Source organism: Rhodococcus sp. NPDC055024, from assembly GCF_053608585.1.
In genome coordinates, this window is record NZ_JBSGVT010000010.1 from 204,443 (window position 1) to 225,702 (window position 21,260).

The following is a 21,260-nucleotide window of genomic DNA, read 5'->3' on the forward strand; positions in this document are numbered from 1 at the left end:
CGAGGAGACTTCCATGACCAGTGCACCTGTTCGACACGGAATCGTGGCCGGTATCGACGGCTCGGCAAGCGCGGTCAACGCCGCGAGGTGGGCAGCATCGGCTGCAAAGCGATTCGACGAACCACTTCGCCTGACCCACGTGCTGCCAGGACAACCCGAGTCCGGTGGAGGCACCAACGTCACCGACGAAGAGATGTTCGACCACCACCTTCGCGTCGAGGGTGCAAAATTACTCGACGAGGCCGAGGACGCCATCCGCGATGATCACACCGACGTCGCCATCGAACGCGGCCTCGTGACTGGTACTCCCGCAACCACACTCGTCGAACTGTCGAAGTCGGCTCGCATCGTTGCACTGGGTCAGGCCGGCACCAGCGAAATGCAGTCCGTGTTTCTCGGATCCGACACCATTCGGGTGGTCAACCGTGCGCACTGTCCCGTGGCCGTATTCCGAGGTACGGGTGATCACGCCATGGCCGACACCAGACCCATCGTCGTCGGCGTCGACGGAAGCAAGCTCAGCGAACTCGCCGTCGCGCATGCTTTCGAGTTTGCCGCGTTCCTCGGCGCACCTTTGGTGGCGGTCCACACGTGGAACGAGCACGCCTCGCTGGGCGGGTATTCCGAAGCCAGGCGCTTCGTCGACTGGGGTCCGTACGAGCAGCATGAGCACGCACTGTTGTCCGAGTGCCTCGCCGGATGGACCGAGAAGTACCCCGACGTCGAAGTCACCCGCAGCGTCCAACGCAGCGGACCGATGAAGGCGCTGCTCGAGCATTCAGCGGAGGCGCAGCTCGTAGTCGTCGGTAGCCACGGCCGCAGTCCGTTCATGGCGTCGATAGTCGGTTCGACCAGTCAGAGCCTGATCCACCACGCCCAGTGCCCGGTCCTCATTTGCCGCGAGGGCTGAACCCGCCTCGCTGTTGCCCCACCCCCCTCTTCCTGAGCGAACGGCACTTTCGGCGCCTTCAGTAGACCGAAAGTGCCGTTCGCTCAACCAGAAGTGGGGGTGAAGCAGGGCAAACAGGTCAAACCTGGCCGACGACGCTCACCGTGACCGGCTCCTGCACCGGCGTCGACACCGGGGTCTCCGGCAGATCCGGAACCCGAGTTGCCCGGGCGTACACCGTCTCCCCTGCCTCGAGGTGCAGCGCTGCACTGTCACCGCGAGTGACCTGAGCCGAGAACAGCTCACCGGTTGCCTCGTTGCGCAGGTCGACCCGAACCTCGAAGCCGAGGTACACAACGCGCTCGACGGTTGCGCGTGTGACGCCGAGAGACTCGGCCGTTCCGGACTCCTGAGCGAGAGCCATGCTCGGGTCGCGGCCGAGGCGGATGTCGTGCGGACGAACCAGCTGCCCGTTGAGCTTCGCGACGGATCCGAGGAAGGACATCACGAAGTCGTTGGACGGGCGGTCGTACAGGTCGGCAGGTTCACCGATCTGCTCGATTCGCCCCTTGTTCAGCACTGCGATCCGGTCTGCGACGTCGAGAGCCTCTTCCTGGTCGTGGGTGACCAGGACGGTGGTGACGTGCACTTCGTCGTGCAGGCGACGCAACCATGTGCGCAGGTCGGCACGGACCTTCGCGTCGAGCGCACCGAAGGGCTCGTCGAGCAGGAGAACCTGCGGATCGACAGCCAGAGCGCGTGCCAACGCCATGCGCTGACGCTGACCACCGGACAGCTGCGCCGGGTACCGATGTTGAAAGCCGTCGAGGCCGACGATCTCGAGTAATTCGTTGACCTTCTTCTCGATCTCCGGCTTCGGGCGCTTGCGGATCTTGAGCCCGAACGCCACATTGTCCCGCACCGTCATGTGCTTGAACGCGGCATAGTGCTGGAATACGAAGCCGATGTCACGCTTCTGCGGTGAGACGCCGGTGACGTCCTTGCCTGCGATGGTGATGGTTCCCGAATCGAGATCTTCGAGTCCGGCGATCGAACGCAGCAACGTCGACTTTCCCGAGCCACTGGGTCCCAGCAATGCCGTCAACGAACCCGAGGGAATGTCGACCGTCACGTCGTCGAGCGCCGCGAAATCACCGTAGTTCTTGCGGGCCCCGGTCACTGTGATCATGTGGTGCTCCTCTTACGGTCCAGCAGCGTCATCAGCAACAGGACAATGATGGCGATGCCCATCAGCAGCGTTGCCGCCGAATACGCACCAAAGGTGTTGTGGTCGTCGATGTATCGCGAATGCACCAGCAACGTCAGCGTCTGGGATACCCCCGGGAAACCGGAAGAGACCATGATGACTGCGCCGAATTCACCGAGCGAACGCGCCACCGTCAACACGATTCCGTACGTCAGGCCCCAACGAATCGCGGGCAGTGTGATCCGCCAGAACGTCTGCCAACCCGAAGCACCGAGCGTCGCGGCAGCTTGTTCCTGCTCGTCGCCGATCTCGTGCAGGACGGGTTCGACCTCCCGGACGACAAAGGGAAGCGTCACGAAAATGGTCGCGATCACCATGCCTGGCAAGCCGAAGATGACCTTGAACCCCAACGATTCGATCCCGCCGAACCAGCCGTTGGCGCCCCAGAGAAGGATCAAGGACACACCGACGACGACGGGCGAAACCGCGAACGGCAGGTCGACTACCGACTGCAGAACTCCACGGCCCGGGAACCGACCACGGACTAAGGCGAGTGCGGTGACGACACCGAACACAACGTTGATCGGGACCACGATCGCCACGATGATCAGCGACAAATTCAGCGCGGAGACGGCTGCAGGCGTCGTGATCGATTCGAAGAACGGACCGATTCCGTTCTCGAACGTTCGTGTCAGGATCACGCCGATCGGCACGACCAACAACACGAACAGGTAGACGAGCGCGACGGTCCGAAGACCGATCTTCGATCCTCTGGACACGTTCATCGGGAACTCTCCTCACGTCGCTGTCCGCGCGAAGCGAAGATTCGCAAGACGAACAGCGTCACGAATGCGATGACCAGCAGCACGACCGAGACGGCAGCGGCGTTGGTCGGACGATCGATCTCGATCTGCTGCTGAATGTACTGCGACGTCATCTGTGTCACTCGTGGGATGTTGCCGCCGATCAGGACGACCGAACCGTACTCGCCGATCGCTCGGGCGAACGCCAGTCCCGCACCCGAGATGACGGCGGGCGCCAACGTCGGAAGAACGACGGAGCGAAAGATCGTCCAGTTGGACGCGCCCAACGATGCAGCGGCTTCCTCGACCTCACGGTCGACCTCCATCAGCACCGGCTGCACAGAGCGAACGACGAACGGCAAGGTGACGAAAGCCAGCGCCACGATCAGACCAGGCTGAGTTGCGTTGAGGTGGATGTCGATCGGCGACTGCGGGCCGTAGAGGGACAACAGCACGATCGACGCCACGATTGTCGGCAACGCGAACGGCAGGTCGATCATCGAGTTGACGATGCGCTTGCCCGGGAAGTCGTCCCGGACCAGCACCCACGCGATGATCGTGCCCATCACAACGTTGATCAGTGCCACGATCACCGAGACGAGCAATGTCACGCGCAGTGACGCCAAGGCAACTGGTGCAGTGACAGCGTCCCAGAATCCCGCGATCCCCTCGTCGAACGCGGTGGCGGTCAACGCGGCGAGCGGAAGCAGAACGATCACGGAGAGCCACAGGGTGGCCACTCCGATTCCGAGCGGCCCCACACTCCCCGTGACCCGCGCGAGTTTTCGCCGACGAGCCACGGGGGTGGGGTCAATAGTGTCAGTCACGTCAGTCTTACTTGGTTGCGTTGTCGTAGATCACTGCGATCGAACCGGTGTCCTTGGTGAACAGTGCACTGTCCACGGCCTTCCAGCCGCCGAGGTCAGCAATGGTCCACAGCTTGGTCGGCTCGGGGAACTTGTCGGTGAACTTGGCAGCGACGGCGGGATCGACGGGACGGAATCCTGCTTCGGCCCAGAGCGTCTGGCCCTCGGTCGTGTAGAGGTAGTCCTTGAACGCGGTCGCCTTGTCGAGGACCTTGCTGTTCGAGATCACGGCAACCGGGTTCTCGATCTTGAAGGTCGTGGGCGGGGTGACGTGCTCGACCGGGTCGCCGTTGCCCTCGATGAACAGAGCCTCGTTCTCGTAGCTGATCAGAACGTCGCCGCTGCCCTGAAGGAAGGCTTCCGAAGCCTCGCGTCCCGACTTGGGCTGGATCTTGACGTGATCATTGACCAAGGCGGTGACGTAGTCGAGGCCCGCTTGCGGATTCTTGCCACCGTCGCTCTTTGCGGCGTAGGGCGCCAAGAGGTTCCACTTGGCCGAGCCTGAACTGAACGGGTTCGGCGTGACGACCTCGAGGCCGGGCTGAAGCAGGTCGTCCCAGTCCTTGATGCCCTTCGGATTGCCCGGACGGGTCACGATGGTGACCACCGATCCGAACGGAATTCCGTTGTAGGCGTCCTGGTTCCAGTTCTGATCGACCAGGCCGGCATCGACCAGGCGGGTGATGTCAGGCTCGACGGAGAAGTTGACGAAGTCGGCTTCGGCACCGTCCTTCACCTTGCGCGACTGGTCGCCCGAGGCGCCGTACGACGGATTGAAGTTGACGTTCTTGCCCTCGTCGGTCGCCTGGAAGGCTGCGGTGAGCTTGTCGAAGCCGGGCTTCGGCACGGCGTAGGCGAACAGGTTGATCGTGCCGGCGCTACCGTCGCTGGCAGCGCTGTCACCACCCACGGTGTCGCTCGAGCCACCACTGCACGCTGTGAGTACCACGGCCCCCATGGTCGCGATAGCGGTGAGAAGTGTGCGGGAACGGCGTTTCATTGCAGATACCTTCCTGAAAGGACTGACAAGAGAGTGGTTGACTAAATCACAAAAGTCCGAGACCTCTGGGGCTGAATCCATCGGGACGTTCAGACATGGAGAGCCGACGGGCAAAGTGCCCTGAATCGGGGGCGCGAGTGACGCGCAGAGAAGTTCGAACGGGGTGCGCAGCACCACCGGAGAGGTCGAACTCAGGAAATCAACAACAGGCGACGTCAGCGACGTCGAGCATGCCGACAGCAATCAACGCCAACTGGTGGCGGATTACGGGAGCTGCTGCTTCGGACACGCGGTGGACTTTAGCAGAGCACCGGCGCCCGCTCTAATCGGGAGAACTAACGGGTGAGAAGCCACGCCACGATCACGAGGAGAATCAGGGCGATCAGGGCGAGAGTGACCCGTGAGCGGGGCATCAGCTTTCCTCTACTTCTCGAGAATTCCTACGCAACCAGCCGAACAGCGGCAGAGCGAGTACGGCGGCCAACGCGCGATCCAGACCGATGGCCACCAGGCGGCACAGCGGAACGACGACGATCAGGACCAACGCGACCTGCGGGATGAACGGGAGCCCCGCCATCCACAGCTCGAAGCTGTCCCACCAATCCGCTATCCGATCCACGCCATCACCCTATCCTTCGGACGATACGGTCCCGACAGCGTGTGGATTGGACGTGTGTCGATTCTGGCCGGATGATGTCCGAATGAGTGCTGACGACGAAGTGGTGCAGACGATTCCTCCCGCCTCCACGGGTCACCATCGAAGCAACTTTCCCCCGATCGACGACTACGCGTTTCTTTCCGATTGCGAAACCTCGTGCCTGATTGCCCGTAACGGATCTGTCGAGTGGATGTGCGTTCCCCGCCCCGACTCCCCCAGCGTGTTCGGTGCCATCCTCGACCGCAGCGCAGGCCATTTCCGTATCGGCCCTTACGGCCAGAACGTGCCCGCAGCCAGACGCTATCTGCCGGGCGGACTCATCCTCGAGACAACATGGCAGACGGAGACCGGCTGGCTCGTCGTTCGTGACGCTCTGGTTCTCGGCCCGTGGCACAACGTCGACAAGCGATCGAACACGCACAAGCGCACACCCACCGACTGGGACGCAGAACACACGCTTCTCCGTACGGTCAAATGCGTCAGCGGCACCGTCGAACTCGAGATGAGCTGCGAGCCCGCGTTCGACTATCACCGCGGCACCGCCAATTGGGAATACACCGGCAAGGTCTACGAGGAAGCGACGGCAACGTGTCGCTCCGCCAAGCCCGGCGACCACCCCACTCTCCGCTTGACCACCGATCTCCGATTGGGTCTGGAAGGTCGCGAGGCCCGGGCCCGGACGCGACTGGTCGAAGGTGACAACGTGTACGTCGCGCTCTCGTGGTCGGATCTTCCCGCGCCGCAGACGTTCGACGAAGCAGCCGACAAGATGTGGCAGACCTCGAAGTCGTGGCGCGAATGGGTGACCATCGGCAAGTTCCCCGATCATCCGTGGCGCGGATACCTCCAGCGCAGCGCGCTCACACTCAAGGGCCTCACCTACGCACCGACGGGAGCCCTTCTCGCGGCTTCCACGACGTCGCTACCGGAAACACCAGGCGGAGAACGCAACTGGGACTACCGCTACGCGTGGGTTCGCGACTCCACTTTTGCATTGTGGGGCCTCTACACGCTCGGGTTGGACCGTGAAGCCAACGACTTCTTCAACTTCATCTACGACGTGTCGAGTTCGGACAACGGGCAGCCGCACCCACTGCAGGTGATGTACGGCATCGGCGGCGAGCGCACGCTCGAGGAATCCGAACTCAACCACCTCTCCGGATATGACGGCGCCCGCCCGGTGCGAATCGGTAACGGTGCGTTTGATCAACAGCAGCACGACATCTGGGGCACCATGCTCGACTCGGTGTACCTCCACATCCGTACCCGCGAGCGCGTCCCCGAGGCGTTGTGGCCGCTGCTCAAGAAGCAGGTCGAGGAAGCGATCAAGCATTGGCGCCAGCCCGACCGCGGGATCTGGGAGGTGCGCGGTGAACCGCAACACTTCACGTCGTCCAAGATCATGTGTTGGGTCGCGCTCGATCGCGGCGCCAAGCTCGCAGAGATGCAGGGCGAGACGAGCTTTGCTCAGCAATGGACGGCCATTGCCGACGACATCAAGGCCGACATCCTCGCGCAAGGTGTCGACTCGCGTGGAGTTCTGACACAGCGCTACGGACACGACTCACTCGACGCGTCTCTACTGCTGGCTCCGTTGCTGCGCTTCCTGCCGGCCGACGATCCGCGTATCCGGGCGACGGTGCTGGCGATCGCCGACGAGCTCACCGAAGAAGGTCTGGTCCTGCGCTATCGCGTCGACACCACCGACGACGGGTTGAGCGGCGAGGAAGGAACATTCACCATCTGTTCCTTCTGGTTAGTGTCCGCCCTCGTCGAGATCGGCGAACTGGATCGCGCAAAGCATCTCTGCGAGCGCCTGCTCGGATTCGCGAGCCCGCTCAAGCTGTACGCGGAAGAGATCGACGCGCACACCGGTCGCCATCTGGGTAACTTCCCGCAGGCGTTCACACACCTGGCGCTGATCAACGCCGTGGTCCACGTGATCCGAGCCGAGGAAGCTGCCGAAGCCGGCGCATTCCAGCCCGCGCACAACGCAACCTAGACCCCCTGCTGTGCGCCTTTATTAACCGCCCGCGGTTAATAAAGGCGCACAGCAGTTTTAGTCGGCCACCGCTTCGAGCTGCGGCGTGATCGATTCGAGCGAGTACTTCAGCGACAGCGACGACGGAGTGTTCAGGCCGGCAACAGTCGGATAGTCGACGATGGCCAATCCGCCACCCTTCACTGCAGGCAGGTCGGCAAACCCCGGCAGCTTCATCATGTCGTCCAGCGACCCGCCGTTGGGCAGCAGCACCACGACGTCGGCACTGAGAGCGTCGACCCGTTCCGGGCTGAGTATCAGCCGACCACCGGTCACACCGGCCTCTTCGACCAGCTTGGGCGGCAACGACATTCCCAGACGCGTGAACAGTCCCGAAGCACCGTCCTTGGGATCGGCGACGATCACCAACTGAGACGTCGGGAAGACGTACTGCGACAGAAGTGCCGTCTTTCCCTTCAGCCCCGGCAGTCGCTGTGCGAGCGCATCGATCTGCCCGTTAGTGGACTCGACGATCTCGTCGGCCCGAGACTCTTTGTCGAGGACTCGACCGAGAATCTCGACTTGGTCCTGCCACGGATCGACCTGGACTTCGGACAGACCGGCAATGGTCGGTGCAATCTTGCTCAACTGGTCAAAGTCGTCCTGATCGGCGACGGAGAACCCACCGAGAATCAGATCGGGATCCAAGGCTGCAATTTCTTCGACTTTGAGCGGGACACCGAACTGCTGGATCGCGGAGCGATCGAGTTCCTTCGCAGACGCGTCGACGCCGCTCTCCCACGGGAACAGGCCACGCTCGTCACCCATCGGGCCGGCAGCCAGGTACCCCACCGGTTGGATTCCGAGTTCGAGCAGGGCGTCGAGCCACTGGGTGTCGGCCGCGACAATGCGCGTCGGCGTGCCGGTGATCGTGGTGGCGCCGAACTTGTGGTCGACCGTGGTGACCCGACCGTCCGCGATCTCGTCGGCATCCGAAGACGAACAACCACTGATACCGACGACCAGTGCTCCCAAAAGAGCCACCGCCGAGAACTTCATCGCACGCACGAAATACTCCTCCACTAGTTAGTAGAGGCTTACCTTCTCATATGGGACGCGTCCGTGTCCGACCTTGCTTTCAGGCGAAACGAGCGAGCAGACGCTCCGATTCGGCGCCGATGCGTCGAACCACGTCGCCGGCCGGATGGGTTCCGTGCACGAGTCCCACCGCTTCTCCGGCGTAGACGACACCGCTGTGCGGATCCGACGGGTCGTACGCCTTTGCCAATGTTTCTTCGTCGGCGTCGACTCCGTGCCATGCGGCGGTGAACTCGTTGGCCACCGCGCGGCCACCCCACCGCTGCGGCCACGGCTGACTTCGGGCACGGTCGAAAACTGAGGTGTAGATCGTGTCGGTGCTTCCGGCTTCGACGACGCGGTCGCGGGCGTAGTCCGGTCCGACTGTCTCCGGGCTGGCGAGCAGCGCCGTGCCGATCATCACGCCTTCGCCACCAGCAGCCAGTACTGCAGCCAAGCCGCGTCCGGTTCCGATTCCGCCTGCTGCCAGCACCGGAAGCGTCGTCGCTTCGAGGATCTCCTGCAGCAGCGGCAGAGTTCCGATTCGGCCGGTGTGCCCGCCTGCCTCACCGCCCTGTGCGATCACGCCGTCGACACCCGCGGCCTCGACAATGCGAAGGTCTTCGAGCGTATTGATCTGTGACACAACAGGAATACCGGCGTCGTGGATGCGTCCGACGTACGCTGCGGGATCCCCGAACGACAAGGTGATCATGGTCGGTGCGACGGCAATCGCGGCGTCGAGCATCAGCTCGTTCTCGGGCAGCGACCACGTCATCAGGCCGACGCCGAATTTTCCGCCGATCGAAAGGGCATCCTCGGCTTCGGCCTCGATCCACTCCGGTGTGTTGTACCGGGCTGCGCCCAGTAGACCCAAACCACCGGCAGCCGAGACGGCTCCGGCGAGCGCACCGCCGGCGCGGCCACCCATGGGCGCCCCGAGAACGGGGATTTCGATTCCGAACTCTCGGGACAACCAGGTGGTGACCATGCGCTCCTACTTCTTGGGCTTCTCGCCAACCGATTCCGACGTCAGGGCTGCGACGAATGCTTCCTGCGGCACCTCGACGCGACCGATGGTCTTCATGCGCTTCTTGCCTTCCTTCTGCTTCTCGAGCAGCTTGCGCTTACGACTGATGTCGCCGCCGTAGCACTTGGCAAGAACGTCCTTGCGGATTGCGCGAATGTTTTCGCGCGAGATGATCTTCGCGCCGATCGCGGCCTGAATCGGAACCTCGAACTGCTGGCGAGGAATCAGCTCACGAAGCTTCGACGTCATGCGTCCGCCGTAAGCGCCGGCGTTGGAGCGGTGCACGATCGACGAGAATGCGTCGACGGCCTCGCCCTGTAGAAGGATGTCGACCTTCACCAGGTCGGCCTGCTGTTCACCGGCCTCCTCGTAATCGAGGCTGGCATAACCCTTGGTGCGGGACTTGAGGGCGTCGAAGAAGTCGAACATGATCTCGCCCATGGGCAGTTCGTAGCGCAATTCGACGCGAGTCTCGGAGAGGTAGTCCATGCCGCCGAGTTCACCGCGACGGGACTGGCACAGCTCCATGATGGCGCCGACGTACTCGCTCGGGGCGATGACGGTGCACTTGGCGACCGGCTCGTAGACCTCACGAACCTTGCCTTCCGGCCAGTACGACGGGTTGGTGACGATGACCTCGGCCCCGTCTTCCATCACGACGCGGTAGACGACGTTGGGCGCGGTGGAAATCAGTTCCAGGCCGAACTCACGCTCGAGGCGGTCGCGGGTGATCTCCATGTGCAGCAGGCCGAGGAAGCCGCAGCGGAAGCCGAATCCGAGGGCAACCGATGTCTCCGGCTCGTAGGCCAGTGCCGCGTCGTTGAGGCGGAGCTTGTCGAGAGCGTCGCGCAGCACCGGGTAGTCCGAGCCGTCCATCGGGTAGAGACCTGAATAGACCATCGGCTTGGGATCGCGATAGCCGACCAGCGGTTCGGTCGCGCCGTTGCGGGTTGTGGTGACGGTGTCACCGACGCGCGACTGGCGGACGTCCTTCACACCCGTGATGAGGTAGCCCACCTCGCCGACGCCCAGACCGATACTGGCCTTCGGCTCGGGCGAGATGATGCCGACCTCGAGCAGTTCGTGTGTGGTGCCCGTCGACATCATCGTGATCTTCTCGCGGGGACGGATCCGACCGTCGACCACGCGCACGTAGGTGACCACGCCGCGGTATGCGTCGTAAACCGAGTCGAAGATCATGGCGCGAGCCGGACCGTCAGCATCACCCACTGGTGCGGGGATCTGCACGATTACTTCGTCGAGCAGTTCCTTGACGCCCACGCCGGTCTTGCCCGACACGCGCAGGACATCGCCGGGCTCGCAGCCGGTGATGTGCGCGATCTCTTCGGCATAGCGGTCGGGGTCCGCGGCCGGGAGGTCGATCTTGTTGAGGACGGGAATGATCTTGAGATCCTTCTCCATCGCCAGGTAGAGGTTGGCCAGCGTCTGCGCTTCGATGCCCTGAGCAGCGTCGACCAGCAGAATCGCGCCCTCACACGCCTCGAGCGCACGAGAGACCTCGTAGGTGAAGTCGACGTGGCCGGGAGTGTCGATGAGGTGGAGAACAAACTCTTCGCCGTCGACAGTCCAGGGCAGACGAACGTTCTGGGCCTTGATGGTGATGCCGCGTTCACGCTCGATGTCCATGCGGTCCAGGTACTGCGCACGCATCGCCCGCTCTTCGACCACACCGGTGAGCTGCAGCATGCGATCTGCCAGCGTCGACTTACCGTGATCGATGTGCGCGATGATGCAGAAGTTCCGGATCTGCGCAGGATCCGTGAACGTCTTGTCGGCGAAGCTGCTGATGGGAGACCCCTTAGTCGGACCGGCACCGGCCCGGATCCGGGCCACTGTCAACCCTCAGGATATCCAAGTCTCGGCGCCGCCGTACCAGGGGTTCCCACGGGCAGGTGATTATGCTCGAACGCTATGGCAAGCATGTGGAAGCAGATCGGCAGAACCCTCGGCGCTCTCGCGGTGGAGAAGGGACCTGCGCTACTACGCCAGTTGCAGTCGTCAACGTCTCAGTCGTCGACCTCGAAGCCGGGTCCGTCCGGCCGACCGGTCGCCGCGCGGACATCTCCGACCGCACATCGTGCCAGGAAGGTGGAGTACTCCCCCGACCTCGACGGCAAGGCCGATCCGGGCGAGATCGTCTGGACCTGGGTTGCCTACGAGGAAGATCCGACCCAGGGCAAAGACCGTCCGGTGCTGGTAGTCGGCCGCGACGGCGACACGCTGCTCGGCCTGATGTTGTCTTCGCAGAGCAAGCGCGAAGGTGAGCGCGATTGGCTCGCAATCGGTTCGGGCCCGTGGGACGGCGAGGGCAGGCCGAGCTGGATCCGGCTCGACCGGGTGCTCGATGTTCCCGAGAGTGGGATCCGCCGCGAGGGCGCCGTCATGGATCACAAGAAGTTCGACGCGGTCGCGGCAAAACTTCGGGCCGACTTCAGCTGGAGCTGAAGCCGACCCGAAGGGATAGAAGCAGTATCGATCAGCTGTCCATACGGTTGAACCGTCCGAAGAGTGCTCGATAGATGAGTGCGCCGAGTGCACCGCCGATCAGTGGGAACACGATGAACAACCACACCTGACCTAGAGCACCGTCCTGGAACGGCGCGACAGCGAGGCTTCGAGCGGGGTTGACGGAGGTGTTGTCGATCGGGATCGAGATCAGGTGAATGACGGCCAGGGTGAAGCCGATGGACACTCCGGCGAGCGGTACGTCCGAGATCTGATCGGTCGATGCGAGAACGACGAACACCAGCAGCGCCGTCAGCAGGATCTCGATAATCATGGCGGCACCGATGCCGTAACCGTCCGAGACCACGTTGCCGAGAAGGTTCTTCTCCGCAGAAGGACTGTGTGCACCCCAACCATTTGCGCCCAGCCCGTCAGCAGCACGGTTGTACGCCGGAAGACTGTTCGCGACCGTGTAGATGACGACGCCGGCTACCAGACCGCCGATCACCTGCGCGACAACGTAAATCGCCGCATTGACGGCTGAGATTCGCCCGATCACGAATTGGCCGAGGGTCACCGCCGGGTTGACGTGGCAACCGGAAATCGGCCCGATCGCATAGACGAGGAACAGCAGGGTCAAGCCGAATGCGAAGGCAACTCCGAGATTGCCGACTTTCGCACCTGCGAAGACGGCAGTTCCGACCGCGGAGAACACGAGCACAAAAGTCCCCACCGCTTCGGCCGCATACTTCTTCACATCCGAGATCGGTTCGATCTCAGTCAATTCCTGTGCAGTTGGAGACATATTCCCACCTTCTTCTCATCGAACGGTAGTAATGCTCACGCGCCTAGATTTGCCGGACTTTACGCAAGCCTGGTGATCTCCACAACAACTTCGAGATCTGTGGAGCGTCCACCGGAAAAGATTCCCTTCAAAGGCGGCACATCCGAATAGTCCCTTCCTATTCCGACGGAGACATGCTGTTCATTCACAGCTATCGCATTGGTCGGGTCATATCCCCACCACGCGCCGGTCCACGCTTCGATCCACGCGTGCGATTCCCCGACCACCGTGTCCCCGACTGCCGCATCACGTTTGGGGTGGAGATAGCCGGAAACGTATCGACACGGAATGCCCATCGTTCGTAGCAATACCAAGGTCAGATGCGCATAATCCTGGCAGACACCTTTCCTGGCCGACCAGGCCTCGACCGCCGACGTATGCACTCCAGTCGTACCCGGAACATAAGACATTTCACCGTAAACCCATTGCGACGCCGCCACTACTGCATCTTCAGGTGATTTATCTTTGCGCAATTCCTTGGCAATTGTCGCCAGCTTACGATCACGCGGAACATATCTCGTGAAACTCAGTTGCTCGTTGAATCGATCTTTAATCGCTTCACCCGACAATTCATCCCAATCGACGGTTTCCTCGGGCTGAACGAACGGTTCTGTTTCCACCACCGACAGTCCGGTCACTTCGAGTTCGGTGTGCGGCGCGTGCAAGTCGAACGCAGTCACCGCGGTGCCCCAGTAATCGGTGTACCGGTAGGAACGCGTTGCCGGCTGGGTTTCGACGCGCGTGAGGATCACCGTCTGCCTGGTGTCGCCGCGGGGTGTCAATCGCGCCTCGTTGTACGACGACGTCACCGGGGCGTCATACGCATATCCCGTGGTGTGCACGACCCTCATTCGCCAGCTCACAGCTCTCCCTCCACCGTCGAATCCGCGTACGCGGCCCCGGCATCCGTCCATGCGACCCACGGCGCGGCGTGGAAGTACTGCAATGCAATTGCCTCACCCAGTTCGCGGCACGTCTCCTGCCAACCGAGCAACCGTCCCTGCAGATCCTCGAGCAACACGCCCTGCGGCAAAAACTCGAGCTCACTGCGTGCGCGGCCCAGAAGCCGCGGCGCCTCCGCCCGGATCCCGACGCGACTGCCCGGCTGCGGGTCGAGCTCCTGTAGGCACTTCTCTGCCTGCCTGATCGAGTGGAACACCGAGCGCGGAAAGAGCCTGTCCAACAAGATGAACTCGACGACGCGATTGGCGTCGAGTGCTCCGCGATACGTACGCAGATACGTGTCATGCGCACCCGCCGAGCGAAGAACACTGACCCACGCCGGCGAAGACGGTCGGTCACCGGCGCGCGCCAGCAGCATTCGCACGATCATGTCGACACGTTCGATCGAGCGCCCCAGCAGAAGGAACCGGTAGCCGTCGTCGCGACTGAGCGTGGAATCCGCCAGGCCCGCGAACATCGCTGCGCGTTCCTCCACATAGCGGAAGAACTCGTGCGGGCCCAGCCGGCGTGATGCACGCTCACGCTCGGCCAATCCGTTGTACGTGGTGTTCAAGCACTCCCACATCTCGCTCGACGTGACCTCACGCGCTCCGCGCGCATTCTCGCGAGCGCTTGCCAGCGAGTCCACGATCGAACCAACCTGATTGCGACTGAACGCAACCAGATCGGTGAGGGAACGCACGTCGAGCTTCTCCTCCGGTGCCTCGATGCCGAGAACACGCAAGAGCAAGCGCGACGTGCGGTCAGGATCGACGGTGGCGTCGTCGAGAAGTTGGTGGACGGCGACATCGAGAATCCGAGCGGTGTCGTCCGCCCGCTCGACGTAGCGGCCGATCCAGTAGAGAGACTCTGCGTTGCGAGCAAGCATCAGTCACCACGCTCCGTTCGCTGATAGTTCTTGGTAGCTGGGCAGTTCAGTGGAGTTCACTGTTGCTGCTGCTGCTGTTGTTGTTGTGAGGTGCTCAGCTCCGGTCCCTGCACCGGTTCCGCGGATTCCGGGGGCTCGGACACCAACTCCTCGCCGGACAGCTCCGGGTCCTCGTGAGAGGTGCGGCTCGCAAGCACCCACGTGTCCTTGCTTCCGCCGCCCTGGCTGGAGTTGACCACCAGCGAACCTTCCGGAAGCGCCACCCGGGTCAGGCCGCCGGGCAACACCCACACGTCGTCACCGTCGTTGACGGCAAAGGGCCGCAAGTCCACATGGCGCGGCGAGAGAACGTCGTCGATCTTGGTCGGCACCGTGGACAACTGCACGAGAGGCTGCGCGATCCACCCGCGCGGGTCCGCCTTGATCTTGCGGGTGATCGCGGCCAGCTCCTTGGGGCTCGCGTCGGGCCCGAAGACGATTCCGTAGCCGCCGGACCCTTCCACAGGCTTGATGACGAGTTCCGCGACCCGGTCGAGGACTTGCTCGCACTCCTCGTCCAACCAACAGCGGAACGTGTCGACGTTCTGCAGGAGCGGCTTCTCACCGAGGTAGTAGTCGATGATCTGCGGAACGTAGGTGTAGACCAGCTTGTCGTCACCGACTCCGTTGCCGACGGCACTCGAGATCACGACATTGCCCGCCCGCGCCGCATTCAGTAGGCCTGCGACGCCGAGAATCGAATCCGGGCGGAAGTGCATCGGGTCGAGGTACTCGTCATCGATGCGGCGATAGATGACGTCGACCTGGCGCTCACCTTCCGTAGTGCGCATGTAGACCATGTTGTCGCGGCAGAACAGGTCGCGACCTTCGACGAGTTCCACGCCCATCTGACGAGCGAGCAACGAATGCTCGAAATAGGCCGAGTTGGCAATACCTGGTGTGAGAACAACCACTGTGGGGTCTGCTTCGTTCAGTGCAGCACCCGCGCGCAGCGCCCTCAGCAAGTGTGTTGCGTAATCCCCGACGGCCCGCACCTTGTGGGACATGAACAGGTCGGGGAACACCCGAGTCATCGTGCGACGGTTTTCCATCACATAGGAGACGCCGGACGGAGATCGCAGGTTGTCCTCGAGTACTCGGAACTCCCCGGCCTCGTCGCGGACCAGGTCGATACCGGCGACGTGGATTCGCACACCATTGGGCGGCACGATGCCGGCCGCCTCGCGGTGGAAGTGCTCACACGAGGTGACCAGACGGCGCGGCAGCACGTGATCGCGCAGGATTCGCTGCTCGCCGTAAATGTCCGCGAGGAACAGCTCGAGCGCCTTCACCCGCTGCTTGATGCCCTTTTCCAGCCGCGACCACTCCTGTGCGGCGATGACCCGCGGCACCAGATCCAATGGAAAGGGTCGTTCCTGGCCGGACAACGAGAATGTCACGCCCTGGTCGATGAATGCGCGTCCCAGCGCGTCCGCACGCGCGGCGAGGTCGGCGCTGCTCGTCGGCGCCAGGGCTTTGAACACGCCCTTGTATGGAGCACGTACCGAGCCGTCGGGCTCGAACATCTCGTCGAAAGCCAACTCGTAGCGACCGATGTCTGAATATCCGTCGAACACTGCAGCGGGACGCGCTCGGGTGGTGGTCGAACCTGTTTTACTCGAACTTTTCGAAGGCGGCGGCGTCATAGGGCAACATGCTGCTACAAGTGCGGCTATTCGGCAGCCCGGCGAGAGATCGGGCGCTCGGTGTACTCTTCTCGACAGACGCACCGTGCGACGGTTTGGGTTCTTGGGCCCTCGGCTGGTAATCTTGCCAGTCGGTGCATCACTGCGCCCACAGCTTTCTCGACCGTAACCAGCTAAAGACGACAAGGATTTTACGCGTGGCCAACATCAAGTCCCAGGTGAAGCGAATCCGTACCAACGAGGCGGCCCGACTCCGTAACCAGTCGGTGAAGTCCTCGCTGCGTACCGCGATCCGTTCATTCCGCGAGGCTGCGGCAGCCGGTGACAAGGACAAGGCCAACGAGCTCCTCGTCTCCACCAGCCGCAAGCTCGACAAGGCAGCCAGCAAGGGCGTTATTCACGCCAACCAGGCTGCCAACAAGAAGTCTGCTCTCTCGCAGGCTGCCAACAAGCTCTGACGTTTCCACTGTGACGGTTCGCCGTCATATTGGTTCGTCTCGATAGCCGCCAGGTCGAAAGACCAGGCGGCTATTTTGCGTTCTCGATCAGGCTTGCTGGGTTAGTGGACGGGTGTCTCCACGGCCGCGAGACTACTGTCGGCCAACCTCGCGCTGAGACATCGTGTCCTCAGTTCTTCCGCAGTGCACACACTTTCCGCACTGCCATCTCCAGGGCGAAGGACGAGTCGACTGCGGCGCCCTTCACGTCGGCATTGAGGGCGGCGACGATCTGCATCGCAGCGCCGATCGACGTGGGATCCCAGCCGCCGACTTCCTTGATCGCCTTCTTGACCTTCCACGGCGGCATCCCGAGATCCGACGCCAACCGGAACGGGTCACCGCCCCGGGCAAACGGGCCGACCTTCGCGATGGTGTGGACTGCGTCGGCGAGGGCATCAGCGAGCAGGACATGGGCAGTTCCGATCTGATCTGCCCATCGGAGCGCCTCGAGCGCACCCCGGGTATCGCCGACGATGACTTTGTCGGCCACGTCGAATCCGGAAACCTCGGCCTTGCCCGAGTAATACTTGTGGACCGCATCGACGTCGATCTTGCCGCCGGTATCTGCCGCCAATTGTGAGCAGGCCGATGCCAGTTCGCGGAGGTTGGAGCCGACACTTTCGATCATCGCTGCGATCGCGTCGGGCGCAACCCTGACGTCGGCGGTCCGGAACTCACCGCGGACGAAGTCGACCAGCTGACTCTTGTTCAGTTTTCCGCAGCTGTGCACCGTGGCACCGAGCTTCTCGAGGGCCGGTGCCAACGCTTTCGCGCGACCGCCGCCCGAGTGCACGACGATCAGAACGACGCCTTCTGCCGGCTCACGCGCCGCCTCCAGGACAAGAGCTACGGCATCTTTGCCTGCTTCTGCGGCCGATTCCAAGACGATCACACGGTCTTCGGCAAAAAGAGAAGGGCTGAGCAGCTCAGCCAACTCGGGAGCATTGGTGTCTCCGGCACGCATCTTGGTTACCGGGAGATCCGAAATGCCCTGGCCGCGGTCACCGCGGACGGCTCTGATGAGCTGCGATACCGTGCGGTCGATGAGGAACTCGTCGTCCCCCAGAACAAGATGCAGCGGATCGACACCAGACGGATTACTCACCCGAAGATGGTCCCACGAGGAACCGACACGATCGACACAGACCCGCCGCCACCGCCGTACACCGCGACAGTGCCGTCGACGTCCGTCCGAACCACCGCCCCACCCAATGACGCCAGTTCGTCGAGAACCTCAGCATTCGGGTGCCCGAAACTGTTGCCGGCGCCGACGCTGATCATCGTCAACCTCGGACGCACCGCTTCCAGAAATGCCGACGACGTAGTCCGGGAACCGTGATGGGGCAGCTTCAACACATCGGCCTTCACGTCCGTTCCCGATCGGAGGATGGCCTCCTCCCCCGCAACTTCGGCGTCGCCCGTCAACAGAATTCGACCCGCGCCCGTGTGCGCCATCACCACCAGCGACTGATCGTTGGCAGCATCCGCGGCGTCGACGGAATCGCGGGGAGCCGGAACCAACGGACCGAGAACCTCCATGCGCACCGATCCCAACGTCAACTCTGCATCCGCCCGCAACGAGACAACCGGAACGGCCTGCGAGTCGGCAGCGCTCTTCACCGACCGAAAACCCGACTCCGGCAACAACATCGAACCCACCCCTATCGCGGCGACCGAACGCCCACCCAGAACTGCCTCCAATCCTCCGATGTGATCGGCGTGAAAGTGACTGATCATCAGCAACGCGATGTCGTTGACGTCCAACATGTTCAGGCAACGATCCATCGACGTGGGATCAGGACCGACATCGATCACGATCACCCTGCCGTCGCCGGTCGAGAGCACAAGACCGTCCCCCTGACCGACGTCGCACATCACCAGCACCCACCCCGGAGCAATACGACCACCCCCGAACACGTGTTGAAAGATGAGCGCTAGAACAACTCCCAGAACGAGGACGCCGACCACCCATCTCGAGATCCGATTCCACAGCGTCAGTGCTACGACCAGTAAGACGCCCACGACGACGAGAGCACCGATGAGTCCTGACGGCACCACCACCGACGCTCCGGGAAGCGCCGCCGCTCGCTCGGACACGTACAGCAGCCACCCCATCGGAGGCCGGACGAGCGGAGCAATGAACGCGGCAATCGACGGACTGATCAGCGCGCACAGGGCAATCACCGCACCGAACACCGTGACAATTCCGATCACGGGAGCTACTGCCATGTTCGCGGCAATCGTGACGACACTGATTGTTCCCGCCATGGCGCCCACCAACGGTGCAGTCACGACAAACGCAGCACTCGAGACGGCTGTCATCTCCGCGAGCCATCGAGGCCAACTTCGTCGACGGAGAACATCCACCCACACGGGGGCAATGATCACCAGTGCACCGGTGGCCGTGGTCGAGAGCGCAAATCCCCAGTCGACGGCAAGCTCGGGCATCACGACAACAAGAACGATGACGGCGGCGGCAAGAGCAGGCAGTGCCTGTTTGCGACGACCGGTGACCACACTGAGCAGGCCGATCAGGCCCATCACCGAGGCACGCAGAACACTCGGCGACGGCCTCGCGACGACAACAAAAGCGACGAGGGCCATCAGTGCCAAGACGGCGCCGACCCGCGGACTCAGCGCCGCTGCTCTGACCAACAGCAGAACGGCCCCGAGCAGAATGCTGATGTTGGCGCCGGACACCGCGGTGAGATGGGAAAGCCCGGCAACGGTGAAGTTGTCCTTCACCACCGGCGACAACGCCGACGTGTCTCCGACGACGAGGCCAGGCAGCAGACCTGCCTGATCCGGCGGGAGTGCAGCCGAGCACGCAGCCGCGAAACGAGTGCGTACCACACTCGCCCATCGCTGGTACCAAGGCACGTCTCCCACCGCGACGGGAGGGCCTTCGGACGTGATCACGGCGAGCGTGGAATCGCTACGCCAGGGCTGACTCGCCCGGCCGCGAACCGTGAGGCTCTGCCCTGGAACAACTTCGAGCCACGACGAACTGGGCGCCCGGATGGTGACCAAGCCGCCTCCGGAGTACCTGTGGTTGTGTGCAGTCACTGAATTGACGGTTGCCCGGAAGAAGACCTGACCTTGACCCACCGCGCCGGAGACCACGTGCGGATCCTCAATGGGTTCCACTTCGACACTCACCCACGATCCCTCGAGGGCAGCCCGGGTCAGTGGGTGCCCCTCGACCTCGGTCGCTCGCCACCCGCTGACCGCACTACACCCGGCGCCGAACAGCAATGCAACCAACATGATTCGTGCCCACACCGTAGATGTCCGGCGCACGACCACGACAGTCAGGATTGCCGCTGGAACCGCACATGCCACCGCCAGTACCCACGCGGCGACCGCGCCGAACAGTATCCCCACCGCACTGCTCCCCCACACTGCGACGGCCGACAAAAGCAGTCGAGCGTCGAGAACGGGCCGGACCTCCGATTCGTTCATACCGACACCAGCACTCGCAGCTTCGCCAACCTCGCGGGGCCGATCCCGTCGACTTCCCCCAATTGCTCGATGTCCGTGAACTTTCCGTTGGAGGTGCGCCAGGAAACAATCGCCGCAGCCGTTACCGGCCCCACCCCGGGAAGCCCGTCCAATTCGGCCTCGGTAGCGGTATTGAGGTTCACCAGCCCGGCCCCGCCCGTTTCACCTGTAGCGGCAGCGCCGGTATCTCCCGCGGTGGTGCTCGAACTCGGCGATACACCGCCGGACTGATCGGCCGCACCCACCACGATCTGATCACCGTCGGCAAGCTTCTGCGCCAGATTCAGGCCCACTGTCTCGGCGCCCTCGAGCACTCCACCTGCCGCAGCGAGCGCGTCGGCAATGCGCGAGCCCGAATGTAGGTTGACAAGACCCGGCGTGCGCACGAGTCCGACGACACTGACCACCAGAGCCTCAGGCCGCTGCTCTGCTACGACACCGGAAGGTACGGGACTGGGTGATTTACCATCGTCGGCAGTGACATTCTGCGCCGTGACATTCTGGGGCGAGGGCAGCGGTGGGACCGCCTGCATACTCGGAGAATCCCACCACACGGTGAACAAGCCGATAGCCGTGGCCAGTGCAGCGACGATCGCCAACACCCAGGTCGCCGATCGACTCGGGCGCCAACGTGTTCCGCGCCAACGCTCGGGCAGTCGATCGAACCGTGACGAGTCGGGTTGAGCTTCGCACTCTTCCTCGTCGAAGTCCTGAAGCCACTCGGGGGATCTCTCGAATGGCTGCGGGGACCTCTCGAAAGACGCTGAATCCTCGAATTCTTCGACGTCCTCGTGTCGCTGCCTGTAGTTGCCGTCCATCGCCGCGAGGCGATCACGCGCCCGCTCGCGCTCCTCGCTGATCCTCATGACTGGACGCTAACGAGAGACCTCACCGCCAATGACGAACAATTTCAATCTGTGGA

General features: G+C 62.9%; 20 protein-coding genes. 4 read left to right on the forward strand and 16 right to left on the reverse strand.

The features are described from left to right. The first annotated feature begins 13 nt into the window (after positions 1 to 13). Positions 14 to 910 (forward strand): universal stress protein, encoded by an 897-nt coding sequence (locus ACWF6P_RS21580; protein ID WP_452622399.1) that lies wholly within the window; start codon positions 14 to 16, stop codon positions 908 to 910. Between the two features lie 118 nt (positions 911 to 1,028). Here ACWF6P_RS21580 and ACWF6P_RS21585 read toward each other — a convergent pair whose 3' ends face one another. The 6 genes from ACWF6P_RS21585 to ACWF6P_RS21610 all read right to left on the reverse strand — a co-directional run bounded on the left by ACWF6P_RS21585 (position 1,029) and on the right by ACWF6P_RS21610 (position 5,384). After that, entirely contained in the window at positions 1,029 to 2,078 is a 1,050-nt protein-coding gene (locus tag ACWF6P_RS21585; RefSeq protein WP_378447880.1) for a sulfate/molybdate ABC transporter ATP-binding protein, read from the reverse strand. Beyond that, positions 2,075 to 2,881 (reverse strand): sulfate ABC transporter permease subunit CysW, encoded by an 807-nt coding sequence (gene cysW, locus ACWF6P_RS21590; protein WP_378538134.1) that lies wholly within the window; start codon positions 2,879 to 2,881, stop codon positions 2,075 to 2,077. Before cysW ends, ACWF6P_RS21585 begins: the two co-directional genes overlap by 4 nt. Then, positions 2,878 to 3,726 carry a sulfate ABC transporter permease subunit CysT gene (gene cysT, locus ACWF6P_RS21595; protein ID WP_378538127.1) on the reverse strand — a complete coding sequence of 283 codons (849 nt, stop codon included), beginning with the start codon at positions 3,724 to 3,726 and terminating at the stop codon, positions 2,878 to 2,880. The genes cysW and cysT overlap by 4 nt, the downstream gene beginning before the upstream one ends. 7 nt (positions 3,727 to 3,733) lie before the next feature. After that, positions 3,734 to 4,765: a sulfate ABC transporter substrate-binding protein gene (locus ACWF6P_RS21600; RefSeq protein WP_003944569.1), complete on the reverse strand. Its 1,032-nt coding sequence runs from the start codon at positions 4,763 to 4,765 to the stop codon at positions 3,734 to 3,736. A 199-nt stretch (positions 4,766 to 4,964) separates the two neighbouring features. After that, positions 4,965 to 5,054: an Ms4533A family Cys-rich leader peptide gene (locus ACWF6P_RS21605; protein ID WP_452622400.1), complete on the reverse strand. Its 90-nt coding sequence runs from the start codon at positions 5,052 to 5,054 to the stop codon at positions 4,965 to 4,967. A 123-nt stretch (positions 5,055 to 5,177) separates the two neighbouring features. Continuing rightward, positions 5,178 to 5,384: a hypothetical protein gene (locus ACWF6P_RS21610; RefSeq protein ID WP_003944489.1), complete on the reverse strand. Its 207-nt coding sequence runs from the start codon at positions 5,382 to 5,384 to the stop codon at positions 5,178 to 5,180. A gap of 82 nt (positions 5,385 to 5,466) precedes the next feature. Between ACWF6P_RS21610 and ACWF6P_RS21615 the strand changes: the two genes are divergently transcribed. Further along, positions 5,467 to 7,425: a glycoside hydrolase family 15 protein gene (locus ACWF6P_RS21615; RefSeq protein WP_452622401.1), complete on the forward strand. Its 1,959-nt coding sequence runs from the start codon at positions 5,467 to 5,469 to the stop codon at positions 7,423 to 7,425. Positions 7,426 to 7,482: 57 nt separating this feature from the next. Here the strand turns inward: ACWF6P_RS21615 and ACWF6P_RS21620 are convergent, their stop codons facing one another. From ACWF6P_RS21620 to lepA, 3 genes are all read right to left on the reverse strand, one after another. After that, on the reverse strand, positions 7,483 to 8,463 hold the full coding sequence (locus tag ACWF6P_RS21620) for an ABC transporter substrate-binding protein (protein WP_452622426.1): 981 nt from the start codon (positions 8,461 to 8,463) through the stop codon (positions 7,483 to 7,485). Between the two features lie 79 nt (positions 8,464 to 8,542). After that, a complete protein-coding gene (locus tag ACWF6P_RS21625; RefSeq protein ID WP_452622402.1) occupies positions 8,543 to 9,472 on the reverse strand; it encodes an NAD(P)H-dependent flavin oxidoreductase in 930 nt (309 codons plus the stop codon). Between the two features lie 6 nt (positions 9,473 to 9,478). After that, the gene (gene lepA / locus ACWF6P_RS21630; RefSeq protein ID WP_230813932.1) at positions 9,479 to 11,371 is read right to left on the reverse strand and encodes a translation elongation factor 4; all 1,893 of its coding nucleotides are present in this window, start codon (positions 11,369 to 11,371) and stop codon (positions 9,479 to 9,481) included. 72 nt (positions 11,372 to 11,443) lie between these two features. Here lepA and ACWF6P_RS21635 point away from each other — a divergent pair, with 72 nt between their 5' ends. Then, entirely contained in the window at positions 11,444 to 11,977 is a 534-nt protein-coding gene (locus ACWF6P_RS21635) for a type II toxin-antitoxin system PemK/MazF family toxin (protein WP_452622403.1), read from the forward strand. Between the two features lie 31 nt (positions 11,978 to 12,008). Here the strand turns inward: ACWF6P_RS21635 and ACWF6P_RS21640 are convergent, their stop codons facing one another. Genes ACWF6P_RS21640 through ACWF6P_RS21655 form a run of 4 tightly spaced genes read right to left on the reverse strand, consistent with a single transcriptional unit; the run spans position 12,009 to position 16,337 of the window. Continuing rightward, positions 12,009 to 12,782 (reverse strand): aquaporin, encoded by a 774-nt coding sequence (locus ACWF6P_RS21640; protein ID WP_003944482.1) that lies wholly within the window; start codon positions 12,780 to 12,782, stop codon positions 12,009 to 12,011. Between the two features lie 59 nt (positions 12,783 to 12,841). Further along, entirely contained in the window at positions 12,842 to 13,672 is an 831-nt protein-coding gene (locus ACWF6P_RS21645; RefSeq protein WP_095969749.1) for a transglutaminase family protein, read from the reverse strand. Between the two features lie 8 nt (positions 13,673 to 13,680). Then, complete coding sequence (locus ACWF6P_RS21650) at positions 13,681 to 14,652, reverse strand: alpha-E domain-containing protein (RefSeq protein ID WP_095969748.1); 972 nt, start codon at positions 14,650 to 14,652, stop codon at positions 13,681 to 13,683. A 56-nt stretch (positions 14,653 to 14,708) separates the two neighbouring features. Then, positions 14,709 to 16,337: a circularly permuted type 2 ATP-grasp protein gene (locus ACWF6P_RS21655; protein WP_378546767.1), complete on the reverse strand. Its 1,629-nt coding sequence runs from the start codon at positions 16,335 to 16,337 to the stop codon at positions 14,709 to 14,711. Between the two features lie 197 nt (positions 16,338 to 16,534). On the opposite strand from ACWF6P_RS21655, the gene rpsT reads away from it, so the two are divergent. Continuing rightward, a complete protein-coding gene (rpsT, locus tag ACWF6P_RS21660) occupies positions 16,535 to 16,795 on the forward strand; it encodes a 30S ribosomal protein S20 (protein ID WP_003944567.1) in 261 nt (86 codons plus the stop codon). Between the two features lie 169 nt (positions 16,796 to 16,964). On the opposite strand, the gene holA is transcribed toward rpsT, so the two are convergent. Genes holA through ACWF6P_RS21675 form a run of 3 tightly spaced genes read right to left on the reverse strand, consistent with a single transcriptional unit; the run spans position 16,965 to position 21,204 of the window. Continuing rightward, on the reverse strand, positions 16,965 to 17,942 hold the full coding sequence (gene holA / locus ACWF6P_RS21665; RefSeq protein ID WP_283304155.1) for a DNA polymerase III subunit delta: 978 nt from the start codon (positions 17,940 to 17,942) through the stop codon (positions 16,965 to 16,967). Further along, the gene (locus ACWF6P_RS21670; RefSeq protein WP_452622404.1) at positions 17,939 to 20,299 is read right to left on the reverse strand and encodes a ComEC/Rec2 family competence protein; all 2,361 of its coding nucleotides are present in this window, start codon (positions 20,297 to 20,299) and stop codon (positions 17,939 to 17,941) included. The genes holA and ACWF6P_RS21670 overlap by 4 nt, the downstream gene beginning before the upstream one ends. Further along, positions 20,296 to 21,204: a helix-hairpin-helix domain-containing protein gene (locus tag ACWF6P_RS21675; protein ID WP_452622405.1), complete on the reverse strand. Its 909-nt coding sequence runs from the start codon at positions 21,202 to 21,204 to the stop codon at positions 20,296 to 20,298. The genes ACWF6P_RS21670 and ACWF6P_RS21675 overlap by 4 nt, the downstream gene beginning before the upstream one ends. Between the last annotated feature and the right edge of the window lie 56 nt (positions 21,205 to 21,260).

Coding starts and splice junctions, on each gene's coding strand:
- ACWF6P_RS21580 (WP_452622399.1), top strand. CDS start 14: ATGACCAGTGCACCTGTTCGACACGGAATCGTGGCCGGTATCGACGGC.
- ACWF6P_RS21585 (WP_378447880.1), bottom strand. CDS start 2,078: ATGATCACAGTGACCGGGGCCCGCAAGAACTACGGTGATTTCGCGGCG.
- cysW (WP_378538134.1), bottom strand. CDS start 2,881: ATGAACGTGTCCAGAGGATCGAAGATCGGTCTTCGGACCGTCGCGCTC.
- ACWF6P_RS21600 (WP_003944569.1), bottom strand. CDS start 4,765: ATGAAACGCCGTTCCCGCACACTTCTCACCGCTATCGCGACCATGGGG.
- ACWF6P_RS21615 (WP_452622401.1), top strand. CDS start 5,467: ATGAGTGCTGACGACGAAGTGGTGCAGACGATTCCTCCCGCCTCCACG.
- ACWF6P_RS21620 (WP_452622426.1), bottom strand. CDS start 8,463: ATGAAGTTCTCGGCGGTGGCTCTTTTGGGAGCACTGGTCGTCGGTATC.
- ACWF6P_RS21625 (WP_452622402.1), bottom strand. CDS start 9,472: ATGGTCACCACCTGGTTGTCCCGAGAGTTCGGAATCGAAATCCCCGTT.
- ACWF6P_RS21635 (WP_452622403.1), top strand. CDS start 11,444: ATGGCAAGCATGTGGAAGCAGATCGGCAGAACCCTCGGCGCTCTCGCG.
- ACWF6P_RS21640 (WP_003944482.1), bottom strand. CDS start 12,782: ATGTCTCCAACTGCACAGGAATTGACTGAGATCGAACCGATCTCGGAT.
- ACWF6P_RS21645 (WP_095969749.1), bottom strand. CDS start 13,672: ATGAGGGTCGTGCACACCACGGGATATGCGTATGACGCCCCGGTGACG.
- ACWF6P_RS21650 (WP_095969748.1), bottom strand. CDS start 14,652: ATGCTTGCTCGCAACGCAGAGTCTCTCTACTGGATCGGCCGCTACGTC.
- ACWF6P_RS21655 (WP_378546767.1), bottom strand. CDS start 16,337: ATGACGCCGCCGCCTTCGAAAAGTTCGAGTAAAACAGGTTCGACCACC.
- ACWF6P_RS21670 (WP_452622404.1), bottom strand. CDS start 20,299: ATGAACGAATCGGAGGTCCGGCCCGTTCTCGACGCTCGACTGCTTTTG.
- ACWF6P_RS21675 (WP_452622405.1), bottom strand. CDS start 21,204: ATGAGGATCAGCGAGGAGCGCGAGCGGGCGCGTGATCGCCTCGCGGCG.